The following is a 13,549-nucleotide window of genomic DNA, read 5'->3' on the forward strand; positions in this document are numbered from 1 at the left end:
TCTCGGATTTCGGGGACGCCTCCGTGGGCTTGGCCCCGGTTTCGGCAGCGCCGTCGGCAGCCGGTCCCGGCCTGGATCCGGTTTCGGGATCGGCTGTCGGTGCCGCGCCGTGCTCGCCGTGGCCCTTGTTCTTGGCCGGGTCGGCTTCCTCTGCCGCCTCCTCCCGTTTCGGGGACGCCTCCTCGGATTTCGGGGACGCCTCCGTGGGCTTGGCCCCGGTTTCGGCAGCGCCGTCGGCAGCCGGTCCCGGCCTGGATCCGGTTTCGGGATCGGCTGTCGGTGCCGCGCCGTGCTCGCCGTGGCCCTTGTCCTTGGCCGGGTCGGCTTCCTCGGCCGCCTCCTCCCGTTTCGGGGACGCCTCCTCGGATTTCGGGGACGGCTCGTCAGACTTCGACGCCGTCTTGCGCCTCCACTGCTCCAGCAGCGTGCGCGCCAGGTCCGCGCGGGTCGTCCCGGACTCCTCTGCCCGCTCCTTACGGCGCTGCTTTCGGGCGTACACGTCGTCCCGGACGCGCTCGCGGTGCGCCCGGTCGGAGTCTCGGTCCTTCGTACGGTCGGCCAAGTCGGCGCCCTGCTTCGCCGCGCGCCGCTCCTGGCGCGCCCTGGAACGCTCGGCAGCGGAACCGGTCAACGAGCGGGGGCGCTCACTGCGCTCCGAGGCGCCGCGGCCCCCACTGCTGCCGGACGCACCGGTTCCCGCGGACGTCCCGGAACCGCCGGACCCGCGGGGCCCTCCAGGGCCGTTCTGGCGGCCCGTCAGACCCCCCGCCGCCCCTTCGCTCCGGCCACGGGACCCAGAGCCGCCAGAGGGCCCCTTGAGCGGCTGGACACGGCCTTCAGAAGGCTGCGCCCCCAGGCGGCTCGCACCGGTACCACCGCGGCTCGCACCGGTGCCGCCGCTGCTGCCCGGAGTGCCGGGGCTGCGTCCGCCCCGCGGTCCGCTCCCCGATCCGCCCGAGCCGGAGCCGCGGTTGGAGGGTGAGCGGTGGGCCGCGCCCGTACCGCCCGCCCCCTTGCCTCCCACAGCTGCGGAGGCATGGGCGGCGCGGGCGCCCAGCTGGGCCTTACGCAGCTCGTTGTGCTGGGACAGCAGACCCAGCTCCCGTTCGGTCTCCGCATTCAGACGGGCGACTTTGTCCGCCACCTGGGCCTCACGAAAAGGCGCGTGCTCGTCCCGGTTCTGCCGGGCGGTATCGACCAGGTGCTGCAACCAGTCGGAAACAACTTCGGCGAAAGTCCGACGCTCGGAATATTCGCCCCATTCCTCGCCGCCGTCGTATTCGGTTCCGCTCTCCTCGTATTCTCCCGCCACGGCCGACGGAGCAGGAATCGGCTCCGACCGAAATCCGACCGATGCGGAAGGCTGGGGAGCGGCAGGGATTTCAGGCGCCCGCGTCGTGGCGTCTGCGGCACGGGCGGCGTCGGCGTACCGGGCGGCCGGCGGCGGCACGTACGCCTCGCCGGAGCGCGGGAGGCTGATCACCCTCCCCTCGGACTCGGGCCGGACGCTGTCGTCGGGCACAACGGCTCCTCTCGCGGATTTGACAGACAGTAGGGTCTTCGTGCACGCGTGCACGCGGGCACGGGTGCACGCGATACGCACGCGCGAGGGCCCCGCCGGCACTCCGGCGGGGCCTCATCGGTGACGCTCGGTCACGTCGGGGGGTGGCGGGTGGTGACCTCGTGCGCATAGCGCAGCGTGTCGTTCCAGATCGTCGGGTCGCCCTTCGCGCGCTGCTGCAGGGCCGCCAGGAACAGTCGGCACACCAGCGCGAAGCCGTCCCAGACGTCGCTGCGCCCGGCCCGCTCCTCCAGCACCAGTTCCTTGCGCAGGCGCCGCAGCCAGTTCTCCGCTGCGCCTTTTCCCTCTCCCCGCGACTGGATTGCCGTCGTTTCGCCGTCGCTGTAGAACCTGCGCCGGTTTTCCGCGGTCCTCTCGCGGGAGGTCAGCGGCCGCGTCATGCCGGCCGCTTCAGGTCGAAGATGTTCCGGGGTTCAGTGTAGCTGCTTTCCGCGGGGCCGGGGGTGCTCGCGGAATTCTGGTTGACCGGCGCGGACTTCGACGGTTTCTTGTTCGCCTTTTCCAGGGCCTTCGCGGCGCGCTGTGCGGGAAGGGCCGCGACGCGGCTGTCGTGGGCGATGCGCCGCAGGGCCGATCGCTCCAGGGACTTGGCCGCGCTCTCGAGACTGCGGATGGTCTTGGCCAGCTGCCGCTCGACGGGCAGGGCCCGCAGGCGGGCGTCGAAGCGCCCATCGCCGGCAACCGACGTCTCGCGCAGCGCCTGGCTGGTCTCCTGCCCGAGCAGGGCCAGGGAGGTGCGCAGGTCGCCCAGGTGGCGCACGAGGCCGGCGGTGTAGGCGGCGAACTCCTCCGGGGTCCTCGCCGTGTACCTCAATCGCGCGCGGTCGTCGGGGGTCGTCATGGTCTTCCTCCAGGGAGTCGGGCGCGGCGGGGGCCGCGGCCTGGACGGTGCGTGCGGTACTGACCCGGTCTCCGGCCGGATGCCCGGGTCTAGGGTGGTGCTCGGCGCTTCGGCGCCTTCGGCGGTCACCAGGACGATTGGAGCGTCCTGGTGGCCACCGGAGAGGCCGGTGCTCGGCGGTGCGGGGTCAGGGCCGGTAGCCCTGGTTGAGCAGTTCGGCGGCCTCGATGCGGTACTCCGAGGCGGTGGCGGTCGAGGAGACGCCGAGCTCCTCCTGGATCCGGGCGAGGGCGACCATCTCGAGGGAGATCCGGCCCGTTTCGGAACCGGCCGCCGCGAGGAGCATCCGGGCGACCTTGCGCACCGCCCGCTGGCGCGGCGTCAGCTTGGCCACGTCCTCGGCTTCGACCGCGCGCTGCTCGATTTCGGCAGCCGCGAGCCGCGTTTCGGCAGCAGCCCGGAGCGCTTCGGCGGCGGCCAGCCGCGACTGCTCGACGGAGGCGAGAGCGGCCTCGCGGCGCGCCTCCTCCTCGGCCTCCCGGCGCGCCGCTTCGCGGGCGGCCCGACGGGCTTCGGCAGCGGCCTCCTCCTTTTCGGCAGCGGCCTTGTCGGCTTCGGCAGCGCCCCGGCGGGCCGCGGCGATGGTCGCCGTCTCGATCGCCTGCGCCTCCGCGGCGGACACCTTGTCGGCCTCCGCCGCCAGGCGGCGCTCCTCGGCGGCGAGCTTCTCCAGACGGGCGGCTTCCAGGTCCAAGTCCGCCTTCGCCTTGCGCTCGACGGCCTCCTGGCGCTCAGCGGCGGCGGTACGGGCCTTCGCCTCGGCCACCAGCGCCGTCTCCAGCGCCGTCTCCTCCGCCGCAGCGGCCCGCTCGGCAGCGCTGACCTGCGCCTGCGCGTGCGCGCGGGCCTGCCCGGTGGCGCCCTCGACCTCGGCCTTCACCTGCTCCAGCTCGCCAGCCGCCCGCACCTCCTCGGCCTCCGCGCGCTTCTCCGCGATGCGGCGCCGGGTCTCCGCCTCACGGCGCCGGCGCTCAGCCTCCTCCTCTCGTTCCTGGGCCTCCCGTTCCTGGTCGTCGGGCATCGCCAGCGCCTGCGCGACGGTGTAGCCGTACGGGGCCATCTTCATGGGCAGCAGCTCGTCCTCAGTGGCCTTGGCCAGGTCTCCGCCGTGCTTGCGCTTGAGCCACAGCTCGTAGGCGATGAGCTCCTGGTCACGGCGCACCATCTCCGGGTAGGAGCGCACGTCGTACAGGCGCATCCGCCGGAACATCCGCGCGGACTTGACGGGGGCCAGCAGCCAGCGGTTCAGCGGGATCCCGTCGGGGGCAGTGCCCGCCTCCAGCTTCGCCTTGCGGATGACCAGGCGGCGCGCCGCCTCGACGCCGACGACGAACAGCGCGGGCATCAGGCCGTGCGCGACCGCGCGGACCGGGTTGTCCAGGATCGAGCCCTCGGCTGCCGCGTTGAACCAGATCGTCGCGGCGGTCATCATGTGCGCAGCCAGGCGCAGCGCTGACCAGGGCGTTCCCTTGCGGATCATGTAGAGGTCCAGCGCCAGGAACGCCACGATCGAGGCGTCCACGCCGACCGGGAACCACTGCGCGAGCCCCTGCGAGAACCCCCAGTCGCTCTGGGCGACCTGACGCAGCGTGTCGTAGGACATGCGGAAGCCGATCGCGCCGACCAGGCTGCTGCCGGCGGCGGCCAGCACGGACAGCGAGCCCATCAGCAGGTTGCGCTTGCGACGTCCGGAGTTCTCGGTGGGCGGCTCCGAAACCGCCCACGGCGCCTCCGAAGCGTCCTGGGGTGCTCCCGAAACGAAGGCGGCCGGAACCGAAACGGGGCCCGACTGGGGGCGGCTGAGAGGGGTGGGAGCCGCCGTCGGCGGCGGTTCGGTGAGCGTCACGATGGTCTCCGGAAGGCTCGATTCAGGTGGGTCCGAAACGGCGGCGGCTGCTCCCGAAACGCGATCTTGCGTCTCCGAAACGGCCGCCACTGGAGGTGAAGCAGGGGCGGGTGGGCCCGAAACCGGGCTCGGTCAGATGCGGGTGAAGGCGGCGGACGGGATCGCCCGGCACTCGGCGGCGTGCTCGTTGGCCCGTCGACGGGCGTTGTCCGCGTGGTGGGTGCCGACGACGGCCTCGTCGCCGCATCCCAGGCACCGGTGGCTGTAGTTGAGGCGGCCGCTGACGGAGTTGTCGTCCGGCTGGGCGATCAGCGCGACCAGGCTGCCGCCCAGGGTGCGGAAGGCCAGCGCGGTGTGCTCCGGCAGCTCCGGCCCGGCCGGGCCTGCCGCGCAGGCCTGCTCCAGCTCGGCGCGCAGCTCGGCGATCGTGCGCTGCTGCGCGGCAAGCCGCTTGGTCGCGTCCAGCCTCATGACCTCGGACGCGCTCTTGGTCCGGGCCTCGCTGGCCATCGCCTCGTCGGCGAGCTGGTGGGCGGCCTCCAGCTCCTCGCGCAGGGCGGCCACGTAGGCGGGCAGCTGCGGCTGGTCCTGTCCGGTCTCGGAGCGCTGCTGGAACTCCTCCAGCTGGCGGGTGGCGTCGGCGAGGTCGCCCTCGGCCTGTTTGGCGCGCTGGCGCAGCGCGGCGAGGGTGCGGGTGGTGGTGATGGTGAGCATCGGTGGTGCCCCTCCTGGTGTGTGGGACAGCGGTGATGGACGGTTCAGCGGCGGTGCAGCCAGCCGATGCGGTCGGGGCGGCCGTCGGCGTCCAGCACCTGCTGGACGTAGGCCACGACCTCCCGGCCGCGGGCGTCGCGGCCGCGCCGGGTGAGGGCGGCGGCGAGCGTGCCGGTGCGGAACGCCTCGGCGGCGTCGCGGTCGCCGTCGGCGACCTGCTGCTTGATGTCGCGGGTGAACCGGCGGTGGTCCTGGACCTCGGTGACGGTGTCGGAGACGAAGTGGCGCAGGCGGTCGAGCATCAAGTTCTCCTCTCGTACCGCCGTGACCGGCGGCCAGTGCGTCGGGCACCGACGAACACCGCCCGCCCCGCAGCACGGACGAATCCGGGTGCGGGGCGGGCGGCGAACGACAGCAACCGACGCTCGGTCAGAACGCGGCAGGGACGGCCCTGTCGCTGTCGGTGCTGCGGGGGTGGGGACGGTTGAGGTCGAGCAGCTCCAGCAGCGCGGGCAGGGAGGCGACCGTCTGCATCTCCCAGGGGCGGGGGCTGCTCTTGATCAGGTGGATCTCCTCGGTCTCCGGCCAGCCGAGGCTCTGGTAGGTGCGCAGCAGGGTGCGGCCGGGGTGGTAGTGCAGCCACCGGTCGGCGCCCAGGCAGTAGACGGCGCTGCCGTCGGGGTAGCCGCTCCAGCGCTCGGCCAGGGTCAGGCCCAGGCAGTGCGTGGGGTCGAGGTGCTGCTCGGCGTAGTCGGCGGCCCGGCAGGCGGCCTCCTCTCGTACGGCGTTCTCGACGTGCGCGAGGACCGCGGCCAGGTCGCCGTCGACGAGCGCCTGCGGCGGCTCCCAGCCGGCGCTCTGGGCCACGAGGATCGCGGTGGCCTCGGCCAGCTCGTACTCGGTGTGCTGCAGGCGGCGCCGGGACTCCATCAGGGTGCTGGCGCGGATCAGACGGAACACGGGTCCTCCTCGTGGTCGGCGGGCGGTGCTGTCGGGCACCGACGAACACCGCCCGCCCCGCGTCCCCGGGGGTCCGGGTGCGGGGCGGGCGGCGCACGACAGCAACCGACGATCAGGCCGCGGCGGCCAGGCGCCGCAGCGCCTCGACCAGCTCGGGGTGAGCGGCCTCGTCGAGGACGTGCCGCTGCTCGAGGAGCGCGCCCGACAGCCCCTTCGGGTGCTCCTCCAGCAGGTCCTCGACCCACGGGCGCAGCGAGGCGGCGTCCATCTCGTCCATCCAGGCCACGTACTCGGCCTGGTCGGCCTCCTCGTAATCGCGGTGCATCTGCCCCAGCCCGGCCTGCCAGGCGGCGTACTCCTCGGTGCTCATCACGTGCGGTTCCTGTCGGCGGGGTGGGTCATCGGGTGCCTCCCTGCTGGGCGGCCTGCTGCTGGCGGATCTGCTCGGCCTGCTGGCGGGCGGCCTCGGCCGCGGCGGCTGCCTGGGCGGCGGACTCCATGCGGCGGGCGACCTCGGCGTCGGCGAGGCTCTGGTGGGTCATCGGGTCACCCGGCCAGCGGGAGCGTGCGCAGCGCGGCAACGGCGGCGGAGACGGTGGCCGGCAGCGGGCGGAGGGTGGAGATGGAGGCGGCCGGGGCGTCATCCAGGTCGTCCGGGTCGATGACGACCTCGCGGATCGCGCGGCTCGCGGCGGCCGCCCGGGTGCGGACGGTGCGGAGTTTGTCGCGCAGCAGGACGAGCAGGCCGTCCAGGCCGCGGCGGCCCTCGGGGTAGAGGTCCCCGGAGACGTCCTCCCAGACCTGCTCGACCAGGTCCTCGGCCAGGTCGACGGTGGTGATGGCGGCGAGCTGCTCGGCGGCCTCGTTCCGCAGTCGGCCGGCATACCGCGCGTACAGGTCGTCGAGGTCGGTAGCGGTCTGACGGTGCATCATGGTGTCCACGGTCGATGTCCTCTCTTCTCTTCACGGGGTGGGTGGTGCGACCGACTGAGGCCCCGGGGGCGCAATCCCCGGGGCCTCGCTGTTCTGGCTGGCTGTACGAGCAGCCACGGCCCCGGTCGGCCCCCGCATTCCGCGGGGGCCGACCGGGGCCGTGGTCGATCGTGTGGGTGGCGCAGGGTCAGGCAGTGCGGGCGCGGTTGCGGGAGGCACGGCGCTTCATCGCGCGCCGCTCGTCCTCGCTCAGCCCGCCCCACACGCCGACGTCCTGGCCGGTCTCCATCGCCCAGGTCAGGCACTGCTCCATGACCGGGCAGCGGCGGCACACGGCCTTGGCCTCCTCGATCTGCAGCAGGGCCGGGCCGGTGTTGCCGACCGGGAAGAACAGTTCGGGGTCCTCGTCGCGGCACGCCGCGCGGCTTCGCCAGTCCATGGCGTCCTCTCCTTCTTCTTGCGTGTCGGGTGGTCAGGCGGCGTGCTGGGCGGTGGAGGCGAGCCGGTGGAACGCGGCCGCCAGGTCCGGATTCAGCGCCTCGTCCAGGACGTGACGCTGCTCCAGGAGCGCGCCGTCGTCGGCCGGCCGGGACAGCGCGAAATCGGCCCAGTAGGCGAGGGCCTGCTCGCCGGGCTCGGCGGCGACCTCGCCCTCCCAGGCGGCGTTGTGCATGCGGATCCGGGTCTCGCCGAGGGTGCGCACGGTGATCTGCCAGGTCGGCCACTCGGTGCGCGGCCCCGCCTCGATGGCGAGGACCTCGTAGACCGGGTCGTGTTCGGTGGTGCGGTAGAGGCCGCCGACACGGCGCGGGCCGATCTGGCGCGCCACCCACCGGCGGTAGCTGGCGGCCTCGTAGTAGGTGCGGCGGGCAGGGGAGGAGGTACGGGCGCGGTGCTTCACGGTGGCCTCCGGCCGGAATCGCGGAGCGCCGCTGCGCCCTGCGGACCAAGGTCCGCAGGGCGCAGCGGCGCGGGGGAGTGGGGCGGTTCGTCAGCTGGCGGCCGGGATGCGGCAGCGGATGCGCTTGCCGATCGCGGACGGGCTGACGGTCCAGCCGGGGGCGAGGACGTCGAGGAGGACCAGGCCGCGGCCGGACTCCGCCTCGTCGCTGTCCGGGGCGGTGCCGGTGCGGCGCGGGCCGACGTCGGCGAGCGGGTCGTGGACGGTGACGACCGCGTCGTGCTCGGCGCGGTGGACCTCCACGACCAGCGGGACGTGCTCGCCGCCGGCGCGCACCGCGTTGCCGATCAGCTCGGACAGGACCAGCTGGGCGGACTCGGCGGTCTCCAGGTCGACGCCGTGGGCGACCAGGACGGTCAGGGCCAGGGACCGCACGGTGTGCACGGTCTCCTGGTCGGCCGTCAGGTGGGCGGTGATCCCGCCGAGGCGCTGGCGCAGGAACAGGCCCGGGCGCGGCGCGGGCAGCACCGGAAACTGGGCGCTCAGGTCGGCCGCGGGGCCGGTACCGAAGGTCGTGGCGGTCATCACCGGCCACCCTTCGGCTTCGTGGGCGGCGGCGGGGTGACGGGCTTGCCCCCGCCGATGAAGCTGCGGCAGACCACGAGGTCGGAGGCGGTCACTTCTTGCCCCCGCCCCGGGCGCGGCGCAGGGCCTCGTCCATGTTCGGGTCGCTGTCGCCCTCGGCGCGGGCGGGACGTGCCATGATGTTCTTCAGCAAGGTCGTTGCCTCCATGCAGGCGACGCGGACGGCCCCGGGAATGCCCTCCCGGGGCCGTCGCTGTTGATGGGGTGGCTCCTGCCGTCCCCCCGTCGCCGCCGTACCCGGGAACCGGGGACGGCGGCGACGGGCAGCGTCGCAGAAGAAGTGTGCTGCTCAGGCAGCGGCAAGAATCGGGGCCGCCGCGCCGGTGGAGCAGTGCATCGGGCCGCGGAAACGGTGGCGCGGGCCGTCGCGCAGCGGGCTGGCCGCCGCAACGAGGCGCTCCTCGGTCGGAGTCCGGCGAAGGCCCGCCGTTCTGGGCGGCCAGCTGTCAGCCGTGTAGGTGAGCTGGTCGAGCATCAGGTCGACGTCGACGGACTTCGGGACGATGCCGTAACGCACGGAGACCTCCAAAGATGCGAAGCGGCGGCCCGGAGAATCCGGGCCGCCGCAGTCGGGTGACGGTGAGATGGGAGGACTGATCAGTTCGCCTTGACCCTCAGCGGGCTGGCCTCGCGGATCGCCGCGCCGGTGCGGTCCGCGGCCAGCGCGCGGGCCCGCTCCTTGCTGTCGCGCCACTCGGTCGGAACCTCGGCCCCGCGGATCGGCGCGATCGCGTCGGCCAGCGGCTCGATGCGCGCGGAGTCGGCGGCGGCGACGACCGGGGCGACCTTCGCCCACTGGGCGTGGCGCTGGCGCGGGAGTTCGCGGGCACGGACCTTCTCCGCGGCCGCGTGGAGCTCCTCGTACAGGGCACGGTTGCGGCGACGCCGGGGCTCGGCCTGCAGCAGCCGCAGGTAGGCGGCGGCCAAGCGGCCGCCGTCCTGGCAGTGCGCGCGGCCGGTGCAAGCGGCGCAGCGAGAGCGGTGCAGCTCGTATGTGCGCCGGGCGGAGTCCGCGGTGGCCGGAGCCGGATCGAGCTGGGTGACCGCGGGGGCGACCGGGGCCTTGACCTTCTTGAGCACGGTGGTCGGCCGACGGGAAGCGGTCTCCTTCGCAGCGTCGGCCAGCTGCTCCTGCCACTGAGCAATCGTCAGGTCCAGCAGGACCCGCCGGTTGGATCCGGAGCAGCGCCGGGCGCCGGGGGTACCGGCGCGCTCGGTGTGGTGCGGGGCCTGCTTCCACTCCTGGCTGCCCTTGTCGGTGGTCAGCGGGCACCAGGTGGTGCAGTCCGGGCAGCGCAGGTGCTCGAAGCCGGGCAGCAGGTCGTAGTCGATGGGCAGCAGCGTGGAGACGGCCAGCGGCGGGCGGCAGGACACGTTCGTCGTGCGGGTCCGGCGCTTGCGCTGCCGGGCGACGGGCGTCGCGGTCGGAGGGGTCATCTCGGGCTCCTCGTCAGTGCGGAGGGGACGGTGAGGTCCGCGTCGCGGTGCTCTCTCCGCCCGCCAGGCCTGCCAGATGATCCGGCGGCGCCCTGGCGGGCGGACAACGCATCAGCGATGCGGTGCACAGGTGCAACGGGCGGTTTGGTGGTGCTACCAGCCCTGACCTGCTGTGCCCCTGGGCTTCCCCATCGGGCTTTACCAAGTTACGTATGTGAGGTACCGTGTGTCAAGTGGTAGACCAAGATAGCTGAGGAGGTGGCCCTACCATGAGGCTCATGACTCGACCGACCCAGCCGACCGGGCCCGTGCAGCCCTACATGCGCGTCGTTCTCGATATTCAGCAGCGCATCAGAACAGGCCAACTGGCCGCCGACGACAAGCTGCCTAGCGCTCGCGAGCTCTCCGCGGAATTCGGTGTAGCTACTGGCACCATTCAGCGCGCCTTCGGGCAGCTCAAGGCCGATGGCTGGATCTACTCTCACCAAGGGCTCGGTTCCTACGTGCGCGGCATCCCGGGGGACGTCGCACCCGAGACGGTCAGCACGCTGACCCGGCTCTCGGATCTCGAACAGCGGGTTCGTGCCCTTGAAGACGAACTCCGCCAACTACGCGGGAAATCTGCATAGCCAGCTCCTCTTTAGGGCGCCATCCGGCGCCCAACCGAGCATGGCAACTGGCAGCAGGCTTGGAGATGCCCTGCTGTGCGACCGGTGTACGAGCGCTGTATGAGTTCACGGTGACCGACAGGGGAGGGGGTGCGACTGTGGTCAGCATCGAGCGGTGGACTGGCCAGGAGGCCGGGTTGCTCCAAGAGGTGCTTCGGCTGTCGATCAGGCAGTTCGCGCAACAGCTCGGAGTCAATCCGGCAACCGTTCAGAACTGGCGGAAGGGGGGCGCGGGGCTCATGGTCAGCTACGAGCTGCAGCAGGTCCTTGACGCCCAGCTCCAGCTGTTGCCGGACTCCGTCCGACAGACCTTCCTGGAACGGTGCTCCGGCGCCTCGATGACGGCGGCTCCCCCGCAGGCATCATCTGGCGGCTCCGGGTTCGCAGTGAATTCGCACCAGTTCGTCCCTGTCCACCTGAGCCCGGAGGACACCGAACTGTATGAAGCCGGGACCGCGCACCATCTCGGCCCGGGGAACCTGTCCCAGCGCACGCTGGATGTGCCTGGCGGTGATGAGTTCCACCAGTGCAAGCTGCACGTCTACGAGTTCGGCGTCGCCGTGCTCCACATCCAGCAGCGGATGGCCTTCAGCTCGATCACGGACCTGGCGGTATGGCGGTACCCCTCGTACGAGCGCAATCGGGCCTGGGCTCGACAGGCGGTCTCGGAGCTGGTCTCGAACGTCGTCGGCCGCAGCACCGCGGTGACCCCTCAGTACACGCTGTCCGTCTACGAACTCGTGCGGCACGGATGGGGTGCGGAAGAGTTCGGGACGGCTCTGCACCTGCTGGCAACACCCGGCGTCCTGGTGGACCGGTCGATCGAGACAGCCCCCGTGTCACTCGAGGTTGAACCTCTCCGGTTCGCCGAGCGCTGGGCGCATCCGAATGCGATCGCGTTCACGGGCACCACCTCTCGGGGAGTCGCAGGCTGGTCCGGGGTCGCCTACTGGCAGGGCGCGGGCGAGACCGCACTGTCCATCGACGACATCGTGGCCATGGAACTCGACACTCAGGCGCTCTGGGCGCTGTCGTCGGCGCTGCTCCACCGGGTCGAGGAAGGCCACGACCCGCAGATGCCTGAGCAGTTCGGCTGGAGGTGGCTCCGCGGGGCGGCATCACGCCTGACCTCGGCCCGCCCTACCGAGTCCGCGGAACACCGGGCCATGCGCGCAGCGGTCCTCGGAACCAGCGATCTCCCCGAGCGCCTGCGGGATGCCTGGTCTGCCCTCAAGGAGGCATCGTGAACGGATCGTCCATGCCCCCGCTGCAGTCGACCGTGCTGGTGGTCATCGACGTCCAGGCCGGCTTCCTTCGGGAATCCAGCCGCCACGTGGTCGAGCCGATCGCCAACCTCCTGAAGGCCTGGCAGCGTGCGGGTGGAGCCTCAGTGGTCGCCACCTTCGAGAATCCGCCAGGCTCGCAGTACGAAACGATCACCGGCTGGGTAAGACTCCGCACTCCCGAGGAGCAGGCTCTCGCTCCCGAGCTGGTCGCGCTCGCCGCGCAGGCGGACCTCCGGGTAGTGAAGTCGACATCCAGTCTCCTCATGGTGCCCGGAATCATCGACACCTTCCGCGCTCGTGGATGGCAGCACGCGCTGATCTGCGGGATCGACACCGATGCATGCGTCTACGACACGGCGGTCGCCCTCTTCCAGAACTCCATCACCCCATGGTTGGTGGTCGACGCCTGCGCCTCCTCAGGCGGCGAAGCTCTCCACAACGCCGCACTCCTGCTGGCCAACCGCAACCTCGCTCCCCGGTTGCTCATCGCTGCCGAGGACGTCCACCGCATGCTCACCGAAGGGGTGTCCCAGTGACCGACCGGACCATGCTCGACGCCTGGCTGCTGATCGTGGGCGCCGGACCGGCCGGCTGCAACGCCGCCGCCGCGGCCGCAGGGGTCAAGCGCGATTCGCTGCTGATCGACCCGGCCAACTTGGCCGGAGGCAACCTCCCCCGCATCACCCACCTGAGCAACCTGCCGGGCTTCGCCAGCGGCGAGGCCTACGCACAGGCGCTGCGCAGCCACCTGGCCGGTCTCGACGGCCTCTGCTCGTACGTCCAGGCCGAAGTTGTCCAGGTCGCAGCCGACGAGGACTGCGTGCGGGTCTCTCTGGGAGACGGCACCGTACTCGCTGGCGCTGTGCTCGTCGCAGCAACTGGTGTACGTGCTGCCCGCACCGCTGAGATCCCTTGGATTACCTCACCCGCGGATTTCCCGCAGCTGTCGGACTCGACTCCCGACCAGCTCGGCCAGCGGGTAGTCGCCCTCGGTGGCGACCGCCCGTTGGGCACGTGGCTGCGCACCCACCCTGACGCTGGCCAAAGCCTGACGGTGTGCCACATTCCGGCCGAGGCATACAAGGTCGAGGAGGTCCAGGATGATCCCCGGGTTCGCCTCGTCAGCGTGGAAGGCGTCCACGTCAGCGGCCGCGGCCCGTTCACGGTGGCCGCGGTCCGTTCCGACGGAAGCAGGGAGGTCCTGACTGCCGACTCGGTGGTGACGAACGCTGGAACCCTGCCTCAGCCGCTTCCGGGGTTGATAACGGGACGGGACGGGTTCTGCCCGCCTGATCTCCAGCACCCGCGGATCCTGACGGCAGGCGATATGAGCGGGCGGCTCGCACAGCGAGTCTCGGTCGCTAGTGGGGCTGGCGCGAGGGCTGCGTTGGAGCTGTACTCCCGGTTCGGTCAGCAGGCAGTGTGATGAACGGTCAAGCGCGACACTCCAGCACGCGCGACGCACCTGCGTGGCGCGAGAGGGGTGCGGTGGGTTTAGGATCAGATGCAGACCGTGACCGTTGCCGCTGGCGGAGGGTGGAAGCTCCGCAGAGCGGTGAAGGGCACAGAAAGATCAACGGCCCCGTGGCATCCGCGGCGGGGTGGAAGACCCGCCGGACTCGGTTGCCCGGGGCCGGTGAGCCAGGAGCTGTGTGATGGCGGCTCGACTGGCTCGT

At 72.0% G+C, this 13,549-nt stretch carries 18 protein-coding genes and 1 pseudogene; 4 read left to right on the forward strand and 15 right to left on the reverse strand.

From position 1 onward, the window contains the following. The 15 genes and pseudogenes from QSK52_RS29830 to QSK52_RS29900 form a co-directional block, all read right to left on the reverse strand. Window positions 1-562 (reverse strand): annotated as a pseudogene (locus QSK52_RS29830) (hypothetical protein); the annotation flags it as partial. Window positions 563-1,653: 1,091 nt separating this feature from the next. Further along, window positions 1,654-1,962, reverse strand: a complete 309-nt coding sequence (locus tag QSK52_RS29835; RefSeq protein ID WP_285739318.1) for a hypothetical protein — start codon at window positions 1,960-1,962, stop codon at window positions 1,654-1,656. Then, the gene (locus QSK52_RS29840; protein WP_285739319.1) at window positions 1,959-2,423 is read right to left on the reverse strand and encodes a hypothetical protein; all 465 of its coding nucleotides are present in this window, start codon (window positions 2,421-2,423) and stop codon (window positions 1,959-1,961) included. The genes QSK52_RS29835 and QSK52_RS29840 overlap by 4 nt, the downstream gene beginning before the upstream one ends. A gap of 187 nt (window positions 2,424-2,610) precedes the next feature. Continuing rightward, window positions 2,611-4,149 (reverse strand): DUF2637 domain-containing protein, encoded by a 1,539-nt coding sequence (locus QSK52_RS29845; protein WP_285739320.1) that lies wholly within the window; start codon window positions 4,147-4,149, stop codon window positions 2,611-2,613. Between the two features lie 312 nt (window positions 4,150-4,461). Next, entirely contained in the window at window positions 4,462-5,043 is a 582-nt protein-coding gene (locus tag QSK52_RS29850) for a hypothetical protein (protein ID WP_285739321.1), read from the reverse strand. A gap of 44 nt (window positions 5,044-5,087) precedes the next feature. Continuing rightward, window positions 5,088-5,345, reverse strand: coding sequence for a hypothetical protein (locus QSK52_RS29855; RefSeq protein WP_285739322.1), 258 nt, complete (start codon window positions 5,343-5,345; stop codon window positions 5,088-5,090). A gap of 127 nt (window positions 5,346-5,472) precedes the next feature. Beyond that, window positions 5,473-6,003 (reverse strand): hypothetical protein, encoded by a 531-nt coding sequence (locus QSK52_RS29860; protein WP_285739323.1) that lies wholly within the window; start codon window positions 6,001-6,003, stop codon window positions 5,473-5,475. 112 nt (window positions 6,004-6,115) lie between these two features. Further along, on the reverse strand, window positions 6,116-6,373 hold the full coding sequence (locus QSK52_RS29865) for a hypothetical protein (RefSeq protein WP_285739324.1): 258 nt from the start codon (window positions 6,371-6,373) through the stop codon (window positions 6,116-6,118). Window positions 6,374-6,401: 28 nt separating this feature from the next. Then, complete coding sequence (locus QSK52_RS29870) at window positions 6,402-6,545, reverse strand: hypothetical protein (RefSeq protein ID WP_285739325.1); 144 nt, start codon at window positions 6,543-6,545, stop codon at window positions 6,402-6,404. 4 nt (window positions 6,546-6,549) lie between these two features. Next, a complete protein-coding gene (locus QSK52_RS29875) occupies window positions 6,550-6,945 on the reverse strand; it encodes a hypothetical protein (protein WP_285739326.1) in 396 nt (131 codons plus the stop codon). 178 nt (window positions 6,946-7,123) lie between these two features. After that, entirely contained in the window at window positions 7,124-7,375 is a 252-nt protein-coding gene (locus tag QSK52_RS29880) for a WhiB family transcriptional regulator (RefSeq protein ID WP_285739327.1), read from the reverse strand. Window positions 7,376-7,408: 33 nt separating this feature from the next. After that, window positions 7,409-7,837, reverse strand: a complete 429-nt coding sequence (locus QSK52_RS29885; RefSeq protein ID WP_285739328.1) for a hypothetical protein — start codon at window positions 7,835-7,837, stop codon at window positions 7,409-7,411. Between the two features lie 90 nt (window positions 7,838-7,927). Next, a complete protein-coding gene (locus tag QSK52_RS29890) occupies window positions 7,928-8,422 on the reverse strand; it encodes an ATP-binding protein (protein ID WP_285739329.1) in 495 nt (164 codons plus the stop codon). 349 nt (window positions 8,423-8,771) lie between these two features. Next, on the reverse strand, window positions 8,772-8,999 hold the full coding sequence (locus tag QSK52_RS29895) for a hypothetical protein (protein ID WP_285739330.1): 228 nt from the start codon (window positions 8,997-8,999) through the stop codon (window positions 8,772-8,774). A gap of 80 nt (window positions 9,000-9,079) precedes the next feature. Further along, window positions 9,080-9,919 (reverse strand): hypothetical protein, encoded by an 840-nt coding sequence (locus QSK52_RS29900; RefSeq protein WP_285739331.1) that lies wholly within the window; start codon window positions 9,917-9,919, stop codon window positions 9,080-9,082. A 278-nt stretch (window positions 9,920-10,197) separates the two neighbouring features. Here QSK52_RS29900 and QSK52_RS29905 point away from each other — a divergent pair, with 278 nt between their 5' ends. The 4 genes from QSK52_RS29905 (at window position 10,198) to QSK52_RS29920 (ending at window position 13,299) form a co-directional block, all read left to right on the forward strand. Further along, window positions 10,198-10,548: a GntR family transcriptional regulator gene (locus QSK52_RS29905; protein ID WP_285739332.1), complete on the forward strand. Its 351-nt coding sequence runs from the start codon at window positions 10,198-10,200 to the stop codon at window positions 10,546-10,548. A 137-nt stretch (window positions 10,549-10,685) separates the two neighbouring features. After that, complete coding sequence (locus QSK52_RS29910) at window positions 10,686-11,834, forward strand: XRE family transcriptional regulator (RefSeq protein WP_285739333.1); 1,149 nt, start codon at window positions 10,686-10,688, stop codon at window positions 11,832-11,834. Beyond that, the gene (locus QSK52_RS29915) at window positions 11,831-12,409 is read left to right on the forward strand and encodes an isochorismatase family protein (protein ID WP_285739334.1); all 579 of its coding nucleotides are present in this window, start codon (window positions 11,831-11,833) and stop codon (window positions 12,407-12,409) included. Before QSK52_RS29910 ends, QSK52_RS29915 begins: the two co-directional genes overlap by 4 nt. Further along, on the forward strand, window positions 12,406-13,299 hold the full coding sequence (locus QSK52_RS29920; RefSeq protein WP_285739335.1) for an FAD-dependent oxidoreductase: 894 nt from the start codon (window positions 12,406-12,408) through the stop codon (window positions 13,297-13,299). The genes QSK52_RS29915 and QSK52_RS29920 overlap by 4 nt, the downstream gene beginning before the upstream one ends. Window positions 13,300-13,549: the final 250 nt, after the last annotated feature.

Source organism: Kitasatospora phosalacinea, assembly GCF_030268885.1.
Taxonomy (GTDB): domain Bacteria; phylum Actinomycetota; class Actinomycetes; order Streptomycetales; family Streptomycetaceae; genus Kitasatospora; species Kitasatospora phosalacinea_C.